Below are 21,209 nucleotides of genomic sequence, written 5' to 3' on the forward strand. Positions count from 1 at the left end.
GGCCAGGTTCATCCTGGCCGGCCTCAAGACGAACTCAGGCCGCGAGCTGGTCGCGGTGCTCGGTGAGCCACTCCTCGAGCGGCTTCAGCCGCGGGTTGATCTTCCGGATCGCGTCGAGGTCGCGGTGGGCGACGAACGAGTCCGCGGCCTCGGTGTAGAACTGGAACGTCCCGGCGATCTCGTCCGCGATCGGGAACCCGGAGGCGCGCACCTGGTCGTGGGTGAGCGGCCGATAGGAGACCTTCTCCCCCAGCACCGTGGTGAGCAGGTCGGCCAGCTCGGCGCCCGTGTAGTGGGCACCCGCCAGGCCGACGGTGCGTCCCACGTACCGCGAACCGGCCAGGAAGATGCCGTACGCGGTGCGCCCGATGTCCTCGACCGCGACCAGCGAGAGCGGGCTGTCGCCCATCGCGAGGGTCAGCACCAGCTCGCCGTTCTCGTCGCGGATCGGCCCCTGCCCCTGCAGCAGCGACTCGTAGTAGAACGTGGTCTCCAGGAACGTGGTGGGCACGCCCTGCGCGGTGAAGTACGCGTTGGCCTCGCCCTTGGCGTCGAAGTGCGGCACCTTGTAGCCACCCTCCAACGTGGGCGCCGAGCTGTCGGCGTGCTCGAAGTGCGGCCGCGTGTCCTCCAGCGTCGACCACACCACGTGCTTGAGCCCGGCGGCCTTGGCGGCCCGGGCCGCGATCTCGGCCTGGTCCTTCTCCATCTGCGCCCGGCTGCGCGCCGCCTCCTGCTCCGGCGTGAGCTGCGCCCAGAAGTTGGTGACGACGAACGCTCCGTACGCGCCGTCGAAGGCCCGGCGGACGCTCGCCTCGTCGTCGAGGTCGGCCTCGACCACCTCGGCGCCGCGAGCGGCCAGCTCGCGCGCCCTGGGCGCATGGACATCACGGGTGATCGCACGAAGCGTGAAGGGCCCGTTCGGGTCGTCCAGGATCGCGCGCGCCAGGCCACCACCCTGGGAGCCGGTCGCGCCCACCACGGCGATGATCTTTTTCTCGGTCACGGTGTTTCCTTTCCCGTTTTGCGAAGTCGTGACGAGCCTGGCTCGGGGAACAGCCGGGTGCCGCACCACGTTGTGGGTACCCACGGCGTGGTGTGGCCGGCCGCCGGCGCAAGGGGAAGGATCGCGACGTGAGTGAGCTCGGAGAATTCCTGCGCGCGCGGCGCTCGCAGCTGACACCGGCCGAGACCGGGGTACCGACCTACGGCACGACCCGCCGGGTCCCGGGGCTGCGCCGGGAGGAGGTGGCGCTGCTGGCCGGGGTGAGCGCGACCTACTACACCCGCCTCGAACAGGGCGAGAGCCACCAGATGTCCGACTCGGTCGTGGAGGCCATCGCCAACGCGCTACGCCTCGACGACGGCGAGCGGGTGCACCTGCGGCGGCTGGCCTGGCCCGCCCACCAGAACCGGCGCGAGGCGAAGCCCGAGGAGGTCCGCGACTCGCTGCTGGCCGTGGTGGAGAACACACCCGGGCAGGTCGCGATGATCGTCGGCCGGTACCTGGATCTGCTCGGCGGCAACCGGCTCGCCTACGCCCTCTACGGCCTGCGCCCCGGCCAGCGGATCAACATGGCGCACCACATGTTCCTCGAGCCGTCGATGCGCGACCTGGTCGTCGACTGGCCGGCCTCCGCCCGCGACGTCGCCGCGTACCTGCGGATGGCCACCGGCGACCTGCCCGACGACCCGCAGCTGGCCGAGGTGATCGGCGCGCTGAGCATCAAGAGCCCGGAGTTCGCCGAGATCTGGGCGACGCACCCGGTGGCCGAGTGCATGCACGGCCGCCAGGAGCTCGATCACCCGCTGGTCGGCCGGCTCACGCTGACCGAGGAGACCTTCCGCGTGCCGGACGACCCAGGGCAGCGCCTGATCTTCCTCGGCGCCACGCCCGGCTCGGACGCGGCCGAGCGCCTCCAGCTGCTCGACTCGCTGGTGTCATAAAGCCGGTCAGCGGCGGTACCCGGGATTGTCGAAGCGACCCTCGGGACGGCCGTTGCGGTCCGAGTAGCCGTCGCCGCCGCGCTGGGCCGGCCGCCCGCCGCCGTCCTGGCGACCACCCGGCTGCCCGTACACGCCCTGCGAGCGCGGTCCCTGCGGCCGTCCACCGCCCTGCGGCGGCCGCGGCGGCTGCTGTCCGCCGCCACCCGGCGGCGGCCCGGCCGGTCGCTGCGGCCGCTGACCCTGACCCTGTCCCGGCTGCGGTCCACGCGGCGGCTGACCGTACTGGCCACCGCCGGGCGCGCCGTAGACACCGTTGCGTCCGGGCGGCTGCGGCCGCTGACCCGGCTGCGGCCCGCGAGGCTGACCTTGCTGGGGCCGTCCGTACTGCGGCCCACCGCCGCCGTAGACCGGCCCGCCGCGCGGCGCTCCGCCGTAGACACCGCCACCGCCGCCGGCCGCGGGCCCGGACCGGGCGCCGTAGACGCCGGCCGGCTGCGGCGCGCCCCCGACACCGATGAGCTCGGTCTCCGGGTCAACGGGATCGTCGAGGTCGACCGACGGAGGCAGGTCGGCCAGCCGGCGGCGGTGCCGCACGATGCCGAGCACGCCGGCGCCGACCAGCAGCAGACCGATGAGGCCGACCGCGCCGACCGAGTAGGTGATCTGGTTGATCGTCAGATCCGCGTACCACTTCTTGCCGCCGGTGGCCGTGCTCGAGCCCTTCTTGACCGCCGCGATCTCGGTGGCCGGCGTGTACTGCAGGATGTAGTTGGCCGTGTCGTGGTCGCCGGACATGTCGGAGACGGTGTCGAAGTACTTGCCGTCGGGCGTGTAGGTGATCGACTCGCCCTGCGTCTCGTTCGGCAGGCCGGTCGTCCGCGGCTTGCCCTTGAGCGCGGCCAGCACGTCGTTGCCGGTGACGTCCCACTCCAGCGCGTCGGTGTACGTGCGAAGCGCCACCTTCGCCCCGCCGGGCGCGATCGCGCCGCCGACGATGGTCTTGTTGCCGATGCGGGCCAGCGGGTTGCCGGGCGTCTCGGTCGCCGAGACCGGCAGCGTGCCGACCTTCTTCAGCGGCACGCCCTCCTCGGTGTTCGCCACGAGGGGGCCGGCCGGCTGGTAGATCGAGGCCGCGGTGTCGATCTCCTTGGTGATGATCAGCGGGATGCCGTTGCCGGTGAGCAGCAGCGCCTCGGCGTCGTGGTAGTCACCGTTCGGGTACGTGAGGCGGTAGAGCGTCGGCTTCTTGGAGCCGTCGGCCGGCATCTTCCACAGGCCGATCGTGGGGCGCCGACTGTCCTCTTTGTTGTAGTTGTTGTCGCCGATGTCGGCGATCCACAACGTCCGCCCGTCCGGGGACAGGATCATGTCCTCGGTGTCCTTCGGGCCCTTGCCGCTGTACACCTGGTCATTGACGATCTTGCACTTGGTGTCCAGGAAGAACACCCTCTTGTGGCTCGCGACGTCCGTGCTGTCGTTGATCACGACGTAGCCGGTCTTGGTGGCCACCATGCCCGACAGCTCGTCGAGCTTCGTGTCGGTCACCTTGCAGAGCTTCTTGCCCGCCGTCGCCTTGACGCTGACGGTGGGAGCCGGATCATCCGCAAACGCGCTGGATGGACCGGCCATCACCAAGCCAAGGGCCGCGATGACCGGAAACACGAGACGCCGCATCCGATCAGTGTCGCATGCGGCGTCGCGTACCGGTGTTACGCATGGATCAACGCAGGTCAGCGCGCCCACTCTCCGTCGCGGAACGACTCCAGCTCGGCAGCGAGCCTCTCGTCGACCCGCACCTGCAGCTCGGTGCCCTCATCCGTATAGCGAGTGTTGAGTACCTGACCGGTCCTATGAATTCGAGCGACCAGGTCACCCCTGTCATACGGAAGGAGGACCCGCAGATCGACCGCCGGGCGCGGCAGCCGCTGGGCGATCGCCGCGTGCAGCTCGTCGATGCCGACCCCGGACCGCGCCGAGACGAAGACCGCGTCGGGCCACGTCCGCTTGAGCCGCAGCAGGCTCTCCTCGTCGGCCGCGTCCACCTTGTTGATGACCAGCAGCTCGGGGATGCGGTCGGCGCCGACCTCGCCCAGCACCTCGCGCACGGCGCTGACCTGACCCTCGGGGTCGGGGTGCGCGCCGTCGACCACGTGCACGACCAGATCGGCCTGCGCCACCTCCTCCAGCGTCGAGCGGAACGCCTCGACGATGTGGTGCGGCAGGTGCCGGACGAAGCCGACCGTGTCGGAGAGCGTGAAGACGCGCCCGTCCTCGGCCGCCGTGCGCCGGGTGGTCGGGTCGAGGGTGGCGAACAGCGCGTCCTCGACCAGCACGCCGGCCTGGGTCAGCCGGTTGAGCAGGCTGGACTTGCCGGCGTTGGTGTAACCGGCGATCGCCACGGCCGGAACCCCGCTGCTCTGCCGGCGCGAGCGCTTGGTCTGGCGTACGGTGCGCATGGCTTTGATCTCTCGCCGAAGGCGCGCGATCCGGTTGTTGATCCGGCGGCGGTCGGTCTCGAGCTTGGTTTCACCGGGACCACGCGTGCCCACGCCGCCACCCGCGCCGCCACCGCGACCGGAACCACCGGACTGCCGGGACAGCGTCTCACCCCAGCCGCGCAGACGCGGCAGAAGGTACTGCAGCTGGGCCAGCTCGACCTGCGCCTTGCCCTCTTTGCTCTTCGCGTGCTGCGCGAAGATGTCGAGGATCAGCGCCGTACGGTCGACGACCTTGACCTTGGTCTGCTGCTCGAGGTTGCGCAGCTGGGACGGGGACAGCTCGCCGTCGCAGATCACCGTGTCGGCGCCGGACGAGATCACCACGTCGCGCAGCTCGTCGACCTTGCCGCGGCCGATGAAGGTGGCCGCGTCGGGCCGGCCGCGTCGCTGGATGAGCCCCTCCAGAACCTGGGAGCCCGCCGTCTCGGCCAGCGCCGCCAGCTCGGTCAGCGAGTTCTCCGCGTCCGCGATGGTGCCCTCGGTCCAGACGCCGACCAGGACGACCCGCTCCAGCCTCAGCTGCCGGTACTCGACCTCGGTGACGTCGGTGAGCTCGGTGGAGAGCCCGGCGACGCGCCGTAGCGAATGCCGCTCCTCGAGCTCGAGCTCGCCGGTGGTGGGGTCCGCCTCGAAGTCGTCGAGGACGGGTGCCTGGTAAGTGTTTCGCAAAAAAGTGACCTCCTCGGCCCGATGGTGGCACGTCGCGGTAGCGAGCGCATCTACATAAACAGGCCGGGCGTTGACAATGAGTGTCTGACTCATGGGTAACCACCGGATTGGAATCCGATATTCCGGAAGAGCAACAATGCGGTGAACCACCCGCCCAATCCGGAGGACACACCGTGGTGACCACCCGCCTGCCGAGCGCAGGATTCTCGATCACGATTCGCATCGCCGTTACCGCGGACGCCTCGTCGATCGGCCGCCTCACGACCTGCGTCGGGGAGGCCGGCGCGATCGTGACGGCGCTCGACGTGGTCGACTCGGACCCGACCCGGGTGCTGGTCGACCTGACCTGCGACACCGCCGACTCGAACCACGCCGACCAGGTCGTCAAGACGCTGGAGGAGCTGGACGGGGTCGACGTCCGCAAGGTTTCCGACCGCACGTTCCTGCTGCACCTCGGCGGCAAGATCGAGGTGAGCTCCAAGGTCGCGCTGCGCAACCGTGACGAGCTGTCCCGGGCGTACACCCCCGGCGTGGCCCGGGTCTGCATGGCGATCGCGGAGAACCCGGCCGACGCGCGCCGGCTCACCATCAAGCGCAACACGGTCGCGGTGGTCAGCGACGGCTCGGCGGTGCTCGGCCTGGGCAACATCGGCCCGGCCGCGGCGATGCCGGTGATGGAGGGCAAGGCCGCGCTGTTCAAGCGCTTCGGCGGGGTCGACGCCTGGCCGGTGGTGCTCGACACGCAGGACACCGACGAGATCGTCAAGATCGTGAAGGCCATCGCGCCGGCCTACGGCGGCATCAACCTCGAGGACATCGCCGCCCCCAGGTGCTTCGAGATCGAGGCGCGGCTGCGCGAGCAGCTGGACATTCCGGTCTTCCACGACGATCAGCACGGCACCGCGATCTGCGTGCTGGCCGCGCTGACCAACGCGCTGCGGGTGGTCGGCAAGCGCCTCGAGGATGTGCGCGTGGTCGTCTCCGGCGCCGGCGCGGCGGGCACGGCCATCATGAAGCTGCTGCTCCGGCAGGGTGTGGGCGACATCATCGCGTACGACCGGAAGGGCTCGTTGCACCGCGGCATGCCCGACCTCACGCCGACCTGGCACTGGCTGGCCGAGAACACGAACAAGACCAACTACTCAGGTGACCTGCCCGGCGCGATCGTCGGCGCGGACGTCTTCATCGGCGTGAGCGCCCCCGGCCTGCTCACCGGCGACGACATCGCGAAGATGGCCGACAAGTCGATCGTCTTCGCGCTGGCCAACCCCGATCCCGAGGTCGACCCGCGCGAGGCCCGCCGGCACGCCGCGGTGGTGGCGACCGGCCGCTCCGACCAGCCCAACCAGATCAACAACGTGCTGGCCTTCCCCGGCGTCTTCCGCGGCATGCTCGACGCGGCCGCCGAGGAGTTCACCGAGGAGATGGCCCTGGCCGCGGCGCGCGCGATCGCCGGCGTCGTGGGCGACGACAAGCTCAACCCCACGGTGATCATCCCCAGCGTCTTCGATCCCAAGGTCACCCCGGCCGTCGCCGCCGCCATCCGCGCGGTCGTCCGCGGCACCCCGATCCCGCACAACCCGGCCGCCATGCCCGAGGCCGAGTTGCACGAGGCTCCGGAAGAAACCTTTTAAAAGCCCCATATCGTACGGGGGAGATCAACGTCCCGTGGTCGCGGGGACGGACGGCCCAGGCGTCTGGTCCGGGCCGTCCCCGGCCGCCGGGTCATGAGATCAGTCGAGGACCTCGCCGCTCGCCACCAGCACCGCCGGGCCGGCCAGCCACCAACGGTCCGCCTCGTCGTGGGTGACCGTGAGCCGGCCGCCGAGCACGTCGACCGCCACCACCCCGGTCGCCAGGCCCGCGTCGCGCAGCGCCGCCGCCCCGACCGCCAGCGCCCCGGAACCGCAGGAGAGCGTCTCGCCCGAGCCGCGCTCGTGCACCCGCATCGCCACGTGCAGGTCGGCGCCGTCGACCGGCTCGCGCGGCACCACGAACTCGACGTTCACCCCGGCCGTGAACAGGGCCGGGTCGTGGCCGGGCGGGGTGGAGAGGTCGAGCGAGGGCAGTTCCAGGCCGTCGTGCAGGACGCAGACCAGGTGCGGGTTGCCGCAGTCGACCGCGACGCCCGGAAAGGTCAGGGGTCCGACGGCCGCCGTGCTCGCCGCGTACACCCGAGGGGAACGCATGTGCACCCGGATCTCGTCGCCCTCGACCAGCGCGACCACGACGCCGGCTCGCGTCGCCACCGGCAGGCCCTCGGGGCCGGGCGTGGCGAGCCCGCTCGCGATCAGATAGCGCGCGAAGACCCGCACCCCGTTGCCGCACATCTCGGCGATCGAGCCGTCGCTGTTGCGGTAGTCCATGAACCACTCGGCGTCCGCGGCGAAGGCGGCGCCGTCCGCGTCCTTGGCCGCGCGCACCACGCGCAGCACACCGTCCGCGCCGATGCCGAAGCGTCGGTCGCACAGCCGCGCGACCCGCTCGGGGGTCAGCAGAAGCGCGCCGTCCGGGTCGGGGACGATGACGAAGTCGTTGCCGGTTCCGTGGCCCTTGGTATACAGCACGCCGTCCATCATCGCGTAACCGCGAGAGCATCCGCCACGAGTGTGTCCGACGCCCCGTCGAGCCAGTGGATCGCCGGGTCGCGCTTGAACCACGAACGCTGCCGGCGCACGAACCGCCGCGTGCCGCGCACCGTGTCCGCCCGCGCCTCCTCATCGGAGATCTCGCCGTCGATCTGCGCGAGCGCCTGCTGATAGCCGAGCGCGCGGCTCGCCGTACGCCCCTCGCGCAGCCCCGCCGGAAGCAACCCGCGCACCTCCTCGACCAGGCCCGCCGCCCACATCGCGTCCACCCGCACCGCGATCCGCTCGTCCAGTTCGCCGGTGTCGCGGTCGACTCCGATCTGCATCGATCGGTAATGCGGCGTCAGCCGCGGCAGCGTCGCCGTGAACGGCTTGCCGGTCAGCTCGATCACCTCGAGCGCCCGGACTATCCGCCGCCCGTTCGAGGGAAGAATGTTCGCGGCCGCGGCCGGATCCCAGTGCTTCAGCCGCTCGAACAGCGGCGCCGGCCCGTTCGCCGCGAGCTCCGCCTCGAGCCGGGCCCGCACGTCGGGGTCGGTGCCGGGGAACTCGAACTCCTCGAGCACCGCCCGGATGTACAGCCCCGAACCGCCGACCAGCAGCGGCACCCGGCCGCGGGCCAGGATGTCGTCGATCGCGGCGCGGGCCAGCCCCTGATATTCCGCGACGGCGGCCGGAACGGTCACGTCCCAGATGTCGAGCAAATGATGCGGAACACCTTCGCGCTCGGCCGGCGTCAGCTTGGCGGTGCCGATGTCCATTCCCCGGTAGAGCTGCATCGAGTCGGCGTTGATCACCTCACCGCCCAGCTCGTGGGCGAGAGCGATGCTCAGGGCGGACTTGCCCGCCGCGGTCGGCCCCACCACAGTGATCACGCGCGGGACCATTTCGAACGGCACGGAGCAACCGTAGGACAAGGTTGTGTCACGGTCATCGGCGGGCGCTTCCCCATAACCGGGTTGGACCTGTGACAATGCGCGAGAAAGAATGCCGATGAGAAGCTTCGGCATTCGGCTGCGCTGTGGCGGCGGTCGCCGGCCCACCCCGGGCCCCGGCCGCCGGGAGACTTGAGGACGGGTTATGAACGACTGGACCGCCTTCGGGCGCGTGGATGCCGACGGCACCGTGTACGTGAAGACCGCGGAGGGCGACCGTGTGGTCGGCTCGTGGCAGGCCGGCACCCCCGAGGAGGGACTGGCCCACTTCGCCCGGCGCTTCGCGGATCTGGTCACCGAGGTCGACCTGGTCGAGGCACGTCTCAAGTCCGGCGCGGCCGACGCCTCGCACTCGCTCGCCAGTGTGAAGCGGCTGCGCACCCAGCTCGACGAGGCCCACGTGGTCGGCGACATCGACGGGCTCGCGGCCCGGCTCGACCGGCTGGCCGGCGTCGCCGACGAGAAGGCCGGCGAGGCCCGCGCGGCTCGCGAGGCGGCCCGCGGCGAGGCCCTGGCCCGCAAGACCGCCCTGGTCGAGGAGGCGGAGAAAATCGCCGCCGACGCCACCGGCTGGAAATCGGCCGGCGACCGCCTCAAGGAGATCCTCGACGAGTGGAAGACGATCCGCGGCGTCGACAAGAAGACCGACGGCGAGCTGTGGAAGCGCTTCGCCGCCGCCCGTGACGGCTTCACCCGCCGCCGCGGCGCCCACTTCGCCGCGCTCGACGGCCAGCGCAAGCAGGCGCAGACGGCCAAGGAGGAACTGGTCAAGGAGGCCGAGAGCCTGGCCGAGTCGACCGAGTGGTCGACCACGGCCAACCGCCTCAAGGAGCTCATGACCGAGTGGAAGGCCGCGCCCCGCGCCGCGAAAGAGGCCGAGCAGCGCCTCTGGGAACGTTTCCGCGCCGCGCAGGACAGCTTCTTCACCCGCCGCAGCGAGGTCTTCTCCGCCCGCGACGCCGAGTACAAGGGCAACCTCGACCGCAAGCAGGCCATCCTCGTCGAGATCGAGTCGGTCGACGTCGACGCCGACCCCCGCGCCGCGCAGAACAAGCTCCGCGACGCCCAGGCCGCCTGGCACGACGCCGGCCGCGTGCCGCGCGAGTCCGCCGCGTCGCTCGACCGCCGCTGGCGCGCCGCCGAGGAACGCATCCGCGTGGCGATGGACTCGGCCTGGCGCAAGACCGCCCCCCAGGACAACCCGCTGCTGCAGCAGATGCGCGAGCAGGTGGCCGAGGCCGAGGAAAAGCTGGCCCGAGCCCAGGCCGCCGGCGACGCCCGCCGCATCCGCGAGGCGGAGCAGGCCCTCTCCTCGAAGAAGCAGTTCCTCGCCCTCGCCGAGCAGGCCAACTAGCCCCTTCATGGTTGCCGTCGTGCGCGTCTAGCGGGTCGTCGCCAGCAGGGCCAGTTCCTGGGGCGAGGCGTTGGCGCCGGTGCAGACGATGGCTACGTCCTGGCCGGTGAAGCGGGCGGGGTGAGTGAGAATCGCGGCCAGCGGTGCGGCGCCGGCGCCCTCGGTGAGGGTGTGCGCCTCGGTGGCCATGACGCGCTGGGCCCCGGCTATCTGGTCGTCGGTCACCAGGAGGAAATCGGTCAGGGCGTCGCGCAGGATCTGCTGGGGCAGGGCGAAGGAGCGGCCGGTGGCCAGGCCCTCGGCGCGGGTGCGGTTGGGGCGGGTCTGGTCGGTGCCGGCGCGCCAGGCGTCGTGGGCCGCGGGGGACGCCGTGGACTGGACGCCGATGATGGCGCAGTCGGGGGCCAGGGCGCGGGCGACGATCGTGGCGGCCGCCGCGCCGGAGCCGCTGCCGATGGGGACGACGATGGCGTCCAGATCCGGGCGGGACTCGAGGATCTCCAGGTAAAGAGTGCCGACGCCGGCCACCAGCTCGGGGGTGTCGCCGGGGCTGACCAGGTGGGCGCCGGTCGCGGCGGCCAGCGACGTGGCGTGGGCCTCGGCGTCGGCCAGGTCGGCGCCGGTCAGGATGACGTCGGCGCCCCAGGCCTCGACCGCGGCCACCTTGGCGGGAGTGGTGCCGGTGGGCATGACCACCGTGCAGTCGGCGCCGACGAGGTGGCTCGCGTACGCCATCGACTGGGCGTGGTTGCCGGTCGAGTAGGTGATCGTGGGAGCGCCGCGCAGGCCCGCGAGCAAGTTGAGGCCACCACGGATCTTGAAGGCGCCGACCGGCTGGGTGTTCTCGTGCTTGACCACGACGGTGGCGCCGGCGGTGGCGTTCAGAACGGGGTAGGACCACATCGGCGTGGGCGGCAGGTGGCGGCGGACGACCTCGCGGGCCGCGCGCACGTCGTCAATCGTGAGCTCCATGCGATCGATGATCGGGGTGGGACGACCGATAGGTCCAATGACAATCTTCGGGGGAACCTATCAATGATGCTGATAGGTTCGGGCGATGCTCGACGTCGCCCGGCTGCGAGTGCTGGTCGCGGTCGCCCGGCACGGGACGGTGACCGCGGCCGCGCGGGCGCTGCACTACTCCCAGCCGTCGGTGAGTCACCACCTGGCGCGACTCGAGGCCGAGACCGGTAGCCGCCTGGTGCAGCGGGCCGGGCGCGGCATCCGGCTCACCGAGGCCGGCCGGGTGCTGGTGGCGCGGGCCGAGGAGATCCTGGGGCGCCTCGACGCGGCCGAGGAGGAGTTGGCGGCCTATGACGGGCTGCGCCGCGGCCGGGTGCGGCTGGCCGCGTTTCCGTCGGCTCTCGGCACCTTCGTGCCGCTCGCCGCGGCCGGCTTCGCCGCCGCACACCCCGAGGTCGACCTACGCTTCCGGGAGGCCGAGCCACCATTGGGCGTACGCCTGCTGCGCGGCGGCGACGTCGAGGTGGCACTGCTGTTCACGCACCCGGACGAGCCCACGCCCGATCTCGACGGCCTGCGGCACGAGGTGCTGCTGGACGAGCCGCTCCACCTCGTGACACCGCCGGACTGGGCCGGCGACCGGCTGGCCGATCACCGCGATCGGCCGTGGATCGCGGGCTGCGAGCGTTGTCGCGGTCAGCTGTTGCGGGCCGCGGCGGCCGAGGGCTTCGTGCCCGACATCCGGTACGAGACCGACGACTACGTGGCCGTGCAGCGGCTCGTGGCGGCCGGGCTCGGTGTCACCACGCTGCCGGAACTGGCGCTGGCCGCGCACCGTGACGATCGGGTGCGCACGGTGCCGCTGACCGGGACGTCACGCCGGGTCGTCGCGGCCGTGCACGGCGAACCGCCGGACCCGCCGGCGACAGCCGCCCTGCTCGCTCACCTGCGGAAGGCCGCCGCTCAGACCGCGCAGCCCCCGGTGGAGGCGGGCAGCGGCGCGGGCACACCCACCGTGGGCAGGCCCAGCGACACGCCCTTGAGACGCGGGACGCGGCCGGCCTCGTAAGCGTCGCCGGCGCGGGTGCGGCGGTGGGACAGCGGTGCGCCGTCGGCGTTGAGGTGGTGCGGGGCGGCGTAGGTGACGACCGTTTCGATCACGTCGCCGGGGCGCGGGGCCAGGTCGCCGGTCGCGAAGTGGACCAGGCGGCCGTCGCGGGCGCGGCCGCTCATCCGGCCGGTGCGCTCGTCCTTGCGGCCCTCGCCGACGGCGACCAGGACCTCGACCCGCTCCCCGATGAGCTTCTTGTTCTCGGCCCAGGTGATCTCCTCGAGGAGGGCGATCAGCCGGTTGTACCGCTCCTGGACGACGGCCTTGGGGACCTGCTCCTCCATGGTGGCGGCGGGAGTGCCGGGACGCTTCGAGTACTGGAAGGTGAACGCGCTCGAGAACCGCGCCCGGCGTACCACCTCGAGGGTCTGTTCGAAGTCTTCCTCGGTCTCGCCCGGGAAGCCGACGATGATGTCGGTGGTGATCGCCGCGTCGGGCATGGCCGCGCGCACCTTGTCGATGATGCCCAGGTATTTCTCCTGGCGGTAGCTGCGGCGCATGGCCTTGAGCACCCGGTCGGAGCCGGACTGCAGCGGCATGTGCAGCGAGTGGCACACGTTCGGCGTCTCGGCCATCGCGGCGATCACGTCGTCGGTGAAGTCCTTCGGGTGCGGGCTGGTGAACCGCACCCGCTCGAGACCCTCGACCTCGCCCGTGGCTCGCAGCAGCTTGCCGAAGGCCAGCCGGTCGCCGAACTCGACGCCGTAGGAATTCACGTTCTGCCCGAGCAAGGTGACCTCGAGGACGCCCTCCTTGGTCAGCGCCGAAACCTCGGCCAGGATCTCGCCGGGGCGCCGGTCCTTCTCCTTGCCACGCAGCGCCGGGACGATGCAGAAGGTGCAGGTGTTGTTGCAGCCCACCGAGATCGAAACCCAGCCGGCGTACGACGATTCGCGCTTGGTGGGCAGCGTGGACGGGAAGACCTCGAGCGACTCGAGGATCTCGACCTCGGCCTCCTCGTTGTGCCGGGCGCGCTCGAGCAGCGCCGGCAGCGAGCCGATGTTGTGCGTACCGAAGACCACGTCGACCCAGGGCGCCCGCTTGACGATGTCGCCGCGGTCCTTCTGCGCGAGGCAGCCACCGACGGCGATCTGCATGCCGGGGTGCTTGAGCTTGGTGGGGCGCAGGTGGCCGAGGTTGCCGTAGAGGCGGTTGTCGGCGTTCTCCCGGACGGCGCAGGTGTTGAAGACCACGACGTCGGCCGCGTCCGGATCGGCGGCGCGCACGTAGCCCGCGTCCTCCATCAGACCGGAGATGCGCTCGCTGTCGTGCACGTTCATCTGGCAGCCGTACGTGCGCACGTCATAGGTGCGCGGGCCGCTCTGCGTGTCGATAGTCATGGCAATTGACCAGGGTACTGCCTACGCGTGGCCGGGTTGCTCCGGCGTCGGTCCGGGCTGGAACCGCGAACGGTCACAGCCCGGCCCGTTCCGGCACGCCACGTCGACCCCGGTGCACGGCCGCAGGTGGCGCCGTTCCGGGCCGTCGTCGGTCTCCATCTCGTCGACGTGTACGGGCCGCAACGTGCCGTCCGGCTCGGCCAGGACGTACCGCGTGGGATTGAGAGTGTCGTCGGGTAGCAGGAGCGCGGCACCCAGCCGGACCGCGACGGCGCTGGCGGCCGTGGCCTCGGCGATGCCGGCCGGCGCCAGGAAGACATCGACGAGTGTCGGGAAGTCGCCTCCGACGTGATAGACGTCGCAGAGCACGCCTCCGCCGGCGCCCACGGGGACGACGGAACGCTCCAGCGTGCCGGCCAGCGCCCCGCGGACTCGATCCTCGTCAATTCGATTTCCGATGGCCCAGTTCCACAGACCGAGTGTCGGATCCCCGTCAGCCATACCGAACATCGTGGACAATGCGCGGGCCTTCCATCCGCTAAGTTACCGCTCCGTGACCATTCTCGGCGCGAACCGATACTACGGTCCACTTAGAGTGTGCCCATCCGGGTGATCCGCAACGAACGGACGGGGTCCAACAGTGTCCGACGATGCACTCATCGTCCTCGAGAACGTCAACAAATGGTTCGGCCCGCTGCACGTGCTCGACGATGTGAATCTTTCCGTCGCACGCGGCGAGGTGGTGGTCGTGATCGGACCCTCGGGCTCCGGCAAGTCGACCCTGTGCCGGGCCATCAATCGACTCGAGCCGATCAACTCGGGCACCATCACGTTCGATGGCGTTCCGCTGCCCGCCGAGGGGCGCGCTCTCGCCCGGCTGCGCAGCGAAGTCGGCATGGTATTCCAGTCGTTCAATCTCTTCGCACACAAGACGATCTTGCAGAACGTCATGATCGGACCAGTCAAGGTGCGTAAGGAGAAATCCGTCGAAGTTCACGACCGGGCCATGGCGCTCCTCGAGCGGGTCGGTATCGCCAATCAGGCGGACAAATACCCGGCCCAGCTCTCCGGCGGCCAGCAGCAGCGGGTCGCGATCGCCCGGGCTCTCGCCATGCAGCCCAAGGCCATGCTTTTCGACGAGCCGACCAGCGCCCTCGACCCCGAGATGGTCGGCGAGGTGCTCGATGTGATGACCTCGCTGGCCCGCGAGGGCATGACCATGGTGGTTGTCACACACGAGATGGGATTCGCGCGGCACGCCGCGAAACGAGTGGTGTTCATGGCCGACGGCCAACTCGTGGAAGAAGCGCCGCCGGCGGAATTCTTCGCGAGTCCGAAAAGCGACAGAGCAAAAGACTTCCTCTCCAAAATCCTTACGCATTGACCGTGCGAACACTCTTCGTCCAAACCGATGCAACTATTTCGAGGAGCGTAATGATGCGCATCACCCGATTGGCAGCGACGTTCGGTGCAATGGCCATGGTTCTGGCCGCGGCAGCGTGCGGCGGGGACGACTCCGACAACGCGAGCGGCGGCGCCAGCACCGCTTCGGGGATCGTCGGCAAGGCCGCGGGCGGCAAGCTGACCTTCGGCGTCAAGGCCGACCAGCCCGGTCTCGGCCTGCAGACCGGCAGCACGTACTCCGGCTTCGACATCGAGATCTCGAAGATCATCGCGAAGGGGCTGGGGGTCCCCGAGAGCGGCATCACCTGGAAGACCACGGTGTCGGCCAACCGTGAGCCGTACATCCAGCAGGGGCAGGTCGACGTCGTGGTGGCGACCTACACGATCAACGACGAGCGCAAGCAGAAGGTCAACTTCGGCGGGCCGTACTTCATCGCCGGGCAGGACCTGCTCGTCCCGGTCGCCTCGACGATCACCGGGCCGGAGTCGCTGGCCGGGAAGAAGGTCTGCTCGGTGAGCGGCTCGACGCCCGCCAAGCGGATCCAGACCGACTACAAGGACGCGCAGCTGCAGCAGTTCGACTCGTACTCCAAGTGCGTGACGGCGCTGGCCGGCGGCCAGGTCGACGCGGTCTCGACCGACGACATCATCCTGGCCGGGTACGCCTCGCAGGATCAGTACGCGGGCAAGTTCAAGGTCGTCGGCAAGCCGTTCAGCACCGAGCCGTACGGCATCGGCGTCAAGAAGGACGACACCGCGGGCTGTAACAAGATCAACGACATTCTCAAGGCGGCCGCGGCCGACGGGTCGTACAAGAAGGCCTGGGACGACACTCTCGGAAAGAGCGGCAAGGCCGCGCCCGAGCTCGACGTCTCCAAGCTGACCAACTGCTCCTGATCGTTGTTTTCACCGACTGGCGGGGCCGTTGACGCGGCCCCGCCGGTTGTTCCCCCGAGGTGACGATGGACGTTTTCTCCGATCCGACCAACCGCGACGTGTACGTGACCGGGTTCCTCTGGATCCTCAAGCTCACGGCGGCCTCGTCGGTCTTCGCGCTGGTGATCGGCACCGCGCTGGCGGCGATGCGGGTCTCCCCGGTGCCGGTGCTGCGGGCGTTCGGCACGGCCTGGGTGAACATCTTCCGGAACACCCCGCTCACCCTGATCATCTTCTTCTGCTACTTCGGCCTGTACTCGACGCTCGGCTTCACGGCGTCGGACAACCTCGAGCTGAACAACTACTGGCTCGGTGTGATCGGCCTGTCGGTGTACACGGCGGCGTTCGTCTGTGAGGCGATCCGCTCCGGCATCAACACGGTGCCGGCGGGGCAGGCCGAGGCGGCCCGGGCGATCGGGATGACGTTCCGCCAGACCCTCACCATGATCGTGCTGCCGCAGGCCGGCCGGGCCGTGATCGCGCCGCTGGGCAGCATCTTCATCGCGCTCAGCAAGAACGCCACGATCGTCGGCACGATCGGGCTCGCCGAGTCGTCGAACGCGATGAAGGATCTGATCAACTCGAACGGCAACGCGGTCTTCCAGATCTTCTTCGTCTTCGCCGGCACGTTCGCGGTCGTCCTGATCCCCACCGGCTACGGCTTCGGCTGGCTGGCCAACCGCCTGGCGGTGAAGCGATGAGCACCGACGCCGTCCTCTACGACCACCCCGGGCCGCGCGCCCGCGCCCGCAACCGCATCCTCACGGTCGCCTTCGGCGTACTGCTGCTGGCCCTGTTGTTCTGGATCTACCGGAAGTTCGAGGAGAAGGGTCAGTGGGCGGCCACGCTGTGGGAGCCGTTCACCAAGAGCAGCACGTGGACCGACTACATCTGGCCCGGCTTCAAGAACACGCTCGCCGCCGCGGCCGTCGCGATGGTGCTGTCGCTGGTGTTCGGCGTGCTCTTCGCGGTGGGCCGGCTCTCCGACCACTGGTGGCTGCGTGTGCCCTCCGGCGTGGTCGTCGAGTTCTTCCGGGCCGTACCGCTGCTGCTGTTGATGTTCTTCATCTTCTTCGGCATCCCGTTCGTCACCGAGAAACCGATGCCGAACTTCTGGGCCGTGGTCATCGCGCTGACCCTCTACAACGGATCGGTGCTGGCCGAGGCCTTCCGGGCCGGCGTGCGGGCGGTGCCGATCGGGCAGAGCGAGGCGGCGTACGCGATCGGGATGCGCAAGGGCCAGGTGATGGGCCAGATCCTCATCCCGCAGGCGGCCCGGGCCATGCTGCCGGTGATCGTCAGCCAGCTGGTGGTGCTGGTCAAGGACACCGCGCTCGGCTACATCATCTCCTACAACGAGCTGCTGCAACTCGGCGTGAACAACCTGGCCGCCAACTTCGGCAACGTGATCCAGGCCGCGATCGTGGCCGCGATCATCTACATCGCGATCAACGCGACGCTGACCGCGGTGGCGGGCTGGCTCGCGCGCCGGACCCGTCGCAGCGGGCGGGCGCCGCGAGCGACCACGACCGGCCCCGCGGTCCTGACCGGCGCGGGCGGTGAGCCGGGCGCGGGAGCCTGATCAGCCGCCCTCGACCAGCCGGGTGCCCAGCTCGCTGCGGTGGTACAACACGTGGCGACCGTCGCGGGTCCGGGTCAGCAGGCCGGCCGCGTGCAGCAGCTTGAGGTGCTGGGAGACCGCGCCCGGCGTGACCTGCAGCCGGGCGGCCAGGTCGATCGTGGGGCGGGGCTCGGCGAGGAGGCCGAGAAGGCGGGCCTTCGCCGGGCCCAGGAGCGCGGCGAGAACCTCGGGACCGGGCGGAGACGCCGGTGACCAGAGGCTCGCGAGGCCGCGGGCGGGATAGGTCAGCCACGGCGGCTCGTGCGGGCTCATCGGCGGGATCGCCTTGTAGGCGAAGATCGACGGGAGCAGCAGGAGGCCGCGGCCGGCGGCGGAGACGCGGTGGCGCCCGATCATCTTGGTGATGTGCAGGACGCCGTCCGCCCAGCTGACGTTGGGGTGGATGTCGGCGAAGAGCAGGCGGGCGCCCCCGAGGGCGAGCCGGCGGGCACGGTACGTGGTGTCGGCCTCCATCACCACCCGCATCCGCGGCCAGTCGGCGGCCATGGCGCGCTCCCAGTAGCGCTGGAGCAGGTCGGCCAGTTCGGGCAGGGTGGCGGTGCGCAGGACCGCGGGGACCGGGCCCGGCGCGTGGGTGGCGACGATGTCGCGTTCGACCAGGTGGGCGGGCGTCCGGCGTACGGCCGAAAGCTGCTCGGGGAAGGACGGCGCGTAGGTCGCCGGACGCGGCGTGAGGAAATCGGGGAGGCCGCGGTCCTTGCCGACCAGGGAAAGCAGCAGCCGGAGATCGTCGGGATCGAGGGCGGAAAGGGCGGCCTCGCGCCACGGGCGGTGCAGCGGGTAACGGCCGGGGTCGCGCAGCGCCCACAGACCGCACACGAGCTCCTGGATCGGGGAGATCGCGAAGCGGGTGTCGGCCAGGTCCTCGGCGTCCAGCTCGTACTCAATCATTTAGCTCCAGGCTATATCGGTTCACGGCTCGGGCCGCGGCCGGTGAGCTTGGCGCATGCGCAATCGGCTCGTGCTCCTGCTCGCGACGGTCTCCGGCGTCGCGGTCGGCAACGTCTATTTTCCGCAGTCGATCACCCCCGCGATCGCCGCTGGGCTGCACGTTTCGCCCGGCGACGCGGCTCTGGTGATCACCGCGGCGCAGGCCGGGTACACGGCAGGGCTGTTCCTGCTGGTGCCGCTCGGCGATCGGGTGCCGGTCCGGCGGCTGCTGCCGACGCTGCTGGTGGTGACCGGGCTGGCGCTGCTGGGAGCGGCCTGCTCGCCGTCGCTGCCCGTGCTGGCGGCGCTGAGCCTGATGATCGGGACCAGCACGGTGGTCGCGCCGATCATCGGGCCGTTCGTGGCGGGGCTGGTGCCGGCGTCGCGGCGGGGAGTGACCAACGGGCTGCTGCTGAGCGGGGGGACCGGGGGGATGCTGCTGGCGCGGACTCTCAGCGGGTATCTGGCCTCGTGGTGGTCGTGGCGGGTGCCCTATGCCCTCGCCGGGGTGCTGGTGCTGGCCCTGGCGGTCGTCGTGGCTCGGGCGCTGCCGGATTCCGTGCCGGCCACGCGGTCGCCCTATCCGCGGCTGCTGCTGTCGCCGTTGCGGCTGTTTCGGGAGGAGCGCGATCTTCGGCGGTCGTGCCTCTATCAGGCCACGATCTTCGGTGGGTTCTCGGCGGTGTGGGCCTGTGTGGCGCTGTTGCTGACCGGGCCGGCCTACGGCTACGACGCCCGGGCGGTGGCGCTGCTGGCACTGGTCAACGCGGGCACCATGATCGTCACGCCGATGGCCGGGCGGCTGGTGGACGTGGTCGGGCCGGATCGGGTCACCGTGGTCTGCGCGGGGGCGGTGATCGTGTCGGCGGTCCTGCTGGCGCTGGCGTCGTCCGGTTCGCTGGTCATGCTCGTTCTCGGCACCCTGCTGCTGGATGTGGCGATGCAGTCCGGGATGACGGCCAACGTGGTCCGGATTTATGCGCTTTCTTCGGGTGCGCGGAGTCGGCTCAACACGGCCTACATGACGTGTGCCTACCTCGGCGGGGCGGCCGGCTCGTGGATCGGTCTCCGGAGCTACGCGGCGTTCGGGTGGCTCGGCGTGTGTGCGCTGGTCGGGGCGCTGGCGGTCGTGCCGGTCGTCAGCGTGCTAGTTCCGTCACGCGCGACTCTCGCACTACGGTGACGCGGATCTGGCCGGGGTAGGTGAGCTCTTCCTCGATCTGCTTGGCCACGTCGCGGGCCAGGACGGCGGCGCCGATGTCGTCGATGTCCTCGGGGCGGACCATGACCCGGATCTCGCGCCCGGCCTGCATGGCGAAGACCTTCTCGACGCCGACCTTGCCGGCCGCGATCTCCTCGATGCGCTCCAGGCGTTTGACGTACGCCTCGAGGCTCTCCCGGCGCGCACCCGGACGCCCGCCGGAGCAGGCGTCGGCGGCCTGGGTGAGCACGGCCTCGATGGTCTGCGGCGGCACCTCGTTGTGGTGCGCCTCGATCGCGTGGACGACGTCCTCCGACTCGCCGTACTTGCGGGCCAGGTCGGCGCCGATCAGCGCGTGGCTGCCCTCCACCTCGTGGGTCAGCGCCTTGCCGATGTCGTGCAGGAACGCGGCCCGCTTGATCGACGGGATGTCGAGGCCGAGCTCGGCGGCCATGATCCCGGCGATGTGCGCGGTCTCGACGAGGTGCTTCAGCACGTTCTGCCCGTAGCTGGTGCGGTACCGCAGCCGCCCGAGCAGCTTGGCCAGTTCCGGGTGGATGTTCGTGATGCCGACGTCGACCAGCGCCTCCTCGGCGGCCCGGTCGCAGAGCACGTCCACCTCGTTCTTGGCGCTGTCGAAGACCTCCTCGATGCGGTGCGGGTGGATGCGGCCGTCGAGGACCAGTTTCTCCAGCGTGAGCCGGCCCACCTCGCGGCGGACCGGATCGAAACAGGAGAGAAGCACCGCCTCCGGGGTGTCGTCGATGATCAGGTTGACGCCGGTGACCGACTCGAAGGCGCGGATGTTGCGGCCCTCGCGGCCGATGATCCGGCCCTTCATCTCGTCGCTGGGCAGGTGCAGCACGCTGACCACGCTCTCCGCGGTCTGCTCGCTGGCGATCCGCTGAATCGCGTCGACCACGATGCGGCGGGCGCGGTTGTCGGCGGTGCCCTTCGCCTCGTTCTCGATGTCCCTCACCATGATCGCGGCCTCGCGCTTGGCCTGCGCCTCGATGCTCTCCACGAGCTCGGCGCGGGCCGCGTCGGCGGTCATGCTGGCGATCCGCTCGAGCTCGCGGCGCTTCTGCTCCTCGGCGCCGGCCAGCCCGGCCTCCCGGGTCGCGAGAGCGTTCTCACGGATGGCGAGATCGGCGTCCTGGGCGCCCAGACGGCGCTCGCGCTCGACCAGGCGCTCGACCTCGTCGGCGTGCAGGCGCTCCCGCTCGTCTATCCGGGCCGCGCGGCGCTCGACCTCGGCGGCCTGCTCCTTGGCCGTGGCGTTGAGGAGGGCGACCTCGCGCTCGCCGGAGCGGCGGGCGGCCGAGCGGACCTGCTCGGCGTCGGCCTCGGCCTGGCGGTGGGCGCGCTCGAGGATCGTGTCGGCCTCGCTGTGGGCGTCCTCGAGAACCCGGCGGGCCTCGGCGCGGGCGGAGGAGGCCTCCGCCTTGGCGGCGGCGGTCTCGGCGCGTACGGAGGCGGCCTTGGCGTTCGCGTCGGCGACCTTGGCCTGGGCGGCGCCGACGGCCTGGTCCTCGCGCTCCTGGGCGACGGCGCGCTCGCTCTGCATCTGGCGCAGCGCCCGGGCACCGAGCAGCAGCCCGGCCACCACCAGGGCACCGAGGACGACGATCGCCACCACCAGCACCCAGTCCAGGGCGGTCATCTCGCCGCGTCTCCCTTCGCCGCCCGGC

Annotated in this window: 19 protein-coding genes; 9 read left to right on the top strand and 10 right to left on the bottom strand. The window is 70.7% G+C overall.

Features of this window, described 5'->3' with window-relative positions; all coding sequences use genetic code 11:
- Positions 1-34: 34 nt before the first annotated feature.
- Positions 35-1,006 (bottom strand): NmrA/HSCARG family protein, encoded by a 972-nt coding sequence (locus A3CQ_RS0146425; protein WP_020517820.1) that lies wholly within the window; start codon positions 1,004-1,006, stop codon positions 35-37.
- Positions 1,007-1,134: 128 nt separating this feature from the next.
- Between A3CQ_RS0146425 and A3CQ_RS0146430 the strand changes: the two genes are divergently transcribed.
- Positions 1,135-1,947, top strand: coding sequence for a helix-turn-helix transcriptional regulator (locus tag A3CQ_RS0146430; RefSeq protein WP_026206954.1), 813 nt, complete (start codon positions 1,135-1,137; stop codon positions 1,945-1,947).
- 6 nt (positions 1,948-1,953) lie between these two features.
- Here A3CQ_RS0146430 and A3CQ_RS0146435 read toward each other — a convergent pair whose 3' ends face one another.
- Together A3CQ_RS0146435 and hflX are read right to left on the bottom strand one after the other, a co-directional pair.
- A complete protein-coding gene (locus A3CQ_RS0146435) occupies positions 1,954-3,621 on the bottom strand; it encodes a hypothetical protein (RefSeq protein WP_020517822.1) in 1,668 nt (555 codons plus the stop codon).
- A 56-nt stretch (positions 3,622-3,677) separates the two neighbouring features.
- The gene (gene hflX, locus A3CQ_RS0146440; protein WP_020517823.1) at positions 3,678-5,114 is read right to left on the bottom strand and encodes a GTPase HflX; all 1,437 of its coding nucleotides are present in this window, start codon (positions 5,112-5,114) and stop codon (positions 3,678-3,680) included.
- A 173-nt stretch (positions 5,115-5,287) separates the two neighbouring features.
- Between hflX and A3CQ_RS0146445 the strand changes: the two genes are divergently transcribed.
- Positions 5,288-6,748, top strand: a complete 1,461-nt coding sequence (locus tag A3CQ_RS0146445) for an NAD-dependent malic enzyme (protein ID WP_026206955.1) — start codon at positions 5,288-5,290, stop codon at positions 6,746-6,748.
- Positions 6,749-6,847: 99 nt separating this feature from the next.
- Here the strand turns inward: A3CQ_RS0146445 and dapF are convergent, their stop codons facing one another.
- Together dapF and miaA are read right to left on the bottom strand one after the other, a co-directional pair.
- Positions 6,848-7,681, bottom strand: a complete 834-nt coding sequence (gene dapF / locus A3CQ_RS0146450) for a diaminopimelate epimerase (RefSeq protein WP_026206956.1) — start codon at positions 7,679-7,681, stop codon at positions 6,848-6,850.
- Between the two features lie 8 nt (positions 7,682-7,689).
- Positions 7,690-8,589 (bottom strand): tRNA (adenosine(37)-N6)-dimethylallyltransferase MiaA, encoded by a 900-nt coding sequence (gene miaA, locus A3CQ_RS0146455; RefSeq protein ID WP_040434215.1) that lies wholly within the window; start codon positions 8,587-8,589, stop codon positions 7,690-7,692.
- A 193-nt stretch (positions 8,590-8,782) separates the two neighbouring features.
- On the opposite strand from miaA, the gene A3CQ_RS0146460 reads away from it, so the two are divergent.
- Positions 8,783-9,991 carry a DUF349 domain-containing protein gene (locus A3CQ_RS0146460; RefSeq protein ID WP_020517827.1) on the top strand — a complete coding sequence of 403 codons (1,209 nt, stop codon included), beginning with the start codon at positions 8,783-8,785 and terminating at the stop codon, positions 9,989-9,991.
- A 27-nt stretch (positions 9,992-10,018) separates the two neighbouring features.
- Here A3CQ_RS0146460 and A3CQ_RS0146465 read toward each other — a convergent pair whose 3' ends face one another.
- Positions 10,019-10,963 carry a threonine ammonia-lyase gene (locus tag A3CQ_RS0146465; RefSeq protein WP_020517828.1) on the bottom strand — a complete coding sequence of 315 codons (945 nt, stop codon included), beginning with the start codon at positions 10,961-10,963 and terminating at the stop codon, positions 10,019-10,021.
- A gap of 85 nt (positions 10,964-11,048) precedes the next feature.
- Here A3CQ_RS0146465 and A3CQ_RS56435 point away from each other — a divergent pair, with 85 nt between their 5' ends.
- Complete coding sequence (locus tag A3CQ_RS56435; protein ID WP_020517829.1) at positions 11,049-12,023, top strand: LysR family transcriptional regulator; 975 nt, start codon at positions 11,049-11,051, stop codon at positions 12,021-12,023.
- Here the strand turns inward: A3CQ_RS56435 and miaB are convergent.
- On the bottom strand, positions 11,918-13,405 hold the full coding sequence (gene miaB / locus A3CQ_RS0146475; RefSeq protein ID WP_020517830.1) for a tRNA (N6-isopentenyl adenosine(37)-C2)-methylthiotransferase MiaB: 1,488 nt from the start codon (positions 13,403-13,405) through the stop codon (positions 11,918-11,920). The genes A3CQ_RS56435 and miaB overlap by 106 nt on opposite strands.
- Before the next feature lie 21 nt (positions 13,406-13,426).
- Positions 13,427-13,906, bottom strand: a complete 480-nt coding sequence (locus A3CQ_RS0146480; RefSeq protein ID WP_026206957.1) for a hypothetical protein — start codon at positions 13,904-13,906, stop codon at positions 13,427-13,429.
- A gap of 139 nt (positions 13,907-14,045) precedes the next feature.
- Here A3CQ_RS0146480 and A3CQ_RS0146485 point away from each other — a divergent pair, with 139 nt between their 5' ends.
- The 4 genes from A3CQ_RS0146485 (at position 14,046) to A3CQ_RS56440 (ending at position 17,327) form a co-directional block, all read left to right on the top strand.
- Positions 14,046-14,789 carry an amino acid ABC transporter ATP-binding protein gene (locus A3CQ_RS0146485; protein WP_020517832.1) on the top strand — a complete coding sequence of 248 codons (744 nt, stop codon included), beginning with the start codon at positions 14,046-14,048 and terminating at the stop codon, positions 14,787-14,789.
- A gap of 53 nt (positions 14,790-14,842) precedes the next feature.
- A complete protein-coding gene (locus A3CQ_RS0146490) occupies positions 14,843-15,706 on the top strand; it encodes a glutamate ABC transporter substrate-binding protein (protein WP_051115557.1) in 864 nt (287 codons plus the stop codon).
- 65 nt (positions 15,707-15,771) lie between these two features.
- On the top strand, positions 15,772-16,446 hold the full coding sequence (locus A3CQ_RS0146495; RefSeq protein WP_020517834.1) for an amino acid ABC transporter permease: 675 nt from the start codon (positions 15,772-15,774) through the stop codon (positions 16,444-16,446).
- On the top strand, positions 16,443-17,327 hold the full coding sequence (locus A3CQ_RS56440) for an amino acid ABC transporter permease (protein WP_020517835.1): 885 nt from the start codon (positions 16,443-16,445) through the stop codon (positions 17,325-17,327). The genes A3CQ_RS0146495 and A3CQ_RS56440 overlap by 4 nt, the downstream gene beginning before the upstream one ends.
- On the opposite strand, the gene A3CQ_RS0146505 is transcribed toward A3CQ_RS56440, so the two are convergent.
- The gene (locus A3CQ_RS0146505; RefSeq protein WP_020517836.1) at positions 17,328-18,278 is read right to left on the bottom strand and encodes an ArsR/SmtB family transcription factor; all 951 of its coding nucleotides are present in this window, start codon (positions 18,276-18,278) and stop codon (positions 17,328-17,330) included. It lies immediately after the preceding gene.
- Between the two features lie 55 nt (positions 18,279-18,333).
- Between A3CQ_RS0146505 and A3CQ_RS0146510 the strand changes: the two genes are divergently transcribed.
- Complete coding sequence (locus tag A3CQ_RS0146510; RefSeq protein ID WP_020517837.1) at positions 18,334-19,500, top strand: MFS transporter; 1,167 nt, start codon at positions 18,334-18,336, stop codon at positions 19,498-19,500.
- On the opposite strand, the gene rny is transcribed toward A3CQ_RS0146510, so the two are convergent.
- The gene (rny, locus tag A3CQ_RS0146515; RefSeq protein WP_020517838.1) at positions 19,457-21,181 is read right to left on the bottom strand and encodes a ribonuclease Y; all 1,725 of its coding nucleotides are present in this window, start codon (positions 21,179-21,181) and stop codon (positions 19,457-19,459) included. The genes A3CQ_RS0146510 and rny overlap by 44 nt on opposite strands.
- Positions 21,182-21,209 lie beyond the last annotated feature (28 nt).

The sequence above is a fragment of the Paractinoplanes globisporus DSM 43857 genome (assembly GCF_000379645.1).
GTDB lineage: Bacteria > Actinomycetota > Actinomycetes > Mycobacteriales > Micromonosporaceae > Actinoplanes > Actinoplanes globisporus.

Excerpts from the sequence above, each read along its gene's own strand:
- A3CQ_RS0146435 (WP_020517822.1), bottom strand. The coding sequence starts at position 3,621 with ATGCGGCGTCTCGTGTTTCCGGTCATCGCGGCCCTTGGCTTGGTGATG.
- miaA (WP_040434215.1), bottom strand. The coding sequence starts at position 8,589 with ATGGTCCCGCGCGTGATCACTGTGGTGGGGCCGACCGCGGCGGGCAAG.
- A3CQ_RS0146460 (WP_020517827.1), top strand. The coding sequence starts at position 8,783 with ATGAACGACTGGACCGCCTTCGGGCGCGTGGATGCCGACGGCACCGTG.
- A3CQ_RS0146465 (WP_020517828.1), bottom strand. The coding sequence starts at position 10,963 with ATGGAGCTCACGATTGACGACGTGCGCGCGGCCCGCGAGGTCGTCCGC.
- A3CQ_RS56435 (WP_020517829.1), top strand. The coding sequence starts at position 11,049 with ATGCTCGACGTCGCCCGGCTGCGAGTGCTGGTCGCGGTCGCCCGGCAC.
- miaB (WP_020517830.1), bottom strand. The coding sequence starts at position 13,405 with ATGACTATCGACACGCAGAGCGGCCCGCGCACCTATGACGTGCGCACG.
- A3CQ_RS0146480 (WP_026206957.1), bottom strand. The coding sequence starts at position 13,906 with ATGGCTGACGGGGATCCGACACTCGGTCTGTGGAACTGGGCCATCGGA.
- A3CQ_RS0146490 (WP_051115557.1), top strand. The coding sequence starts at position 14,843 with ATGCGCATCACCCGATTGGCAGCGACGTTCGGTGCAATGGCCATGGTT.
- A3CQ_RS0146495 (WP_020517834.1), top strand. The coding sequence starts at position 15,772 with ATGGACGTTTTCTCCGATCCGACCAACCGCGACGTGTACGTGACCGGG.
- A3CQ_RS56440 (WP_020517835.1), top strand. The coding sequence starts at position 16,443 with ATGAGCACCGACGCCGTCCTCTACGACCACCCCGGGCCGCGCGCCCGC.
- A3CQ_RS0146505 (WP_020517836.1), bottom strand. The coding sequence starts at position 18,278 with ATGATTGAGTACGAGCTGGACGCCGAGGACCTGGCCGACACCCGCTTC.
- A3CQ_RS0146510 (WP_020517837.1), top strand. The coding sequence starts at position 18,334 with ATGCGCAATCGGCTCGTGCTCCTGCTCGCGACGGTCTCCGGCGTCGCG.
- rny (WP_020517838.1), bottom strand. The coding sequence starts at position 21,181 with ATGACCGCCCTGGACTGGGTGCTGGTGGTGGCGATCGTCGTCCTCGGT.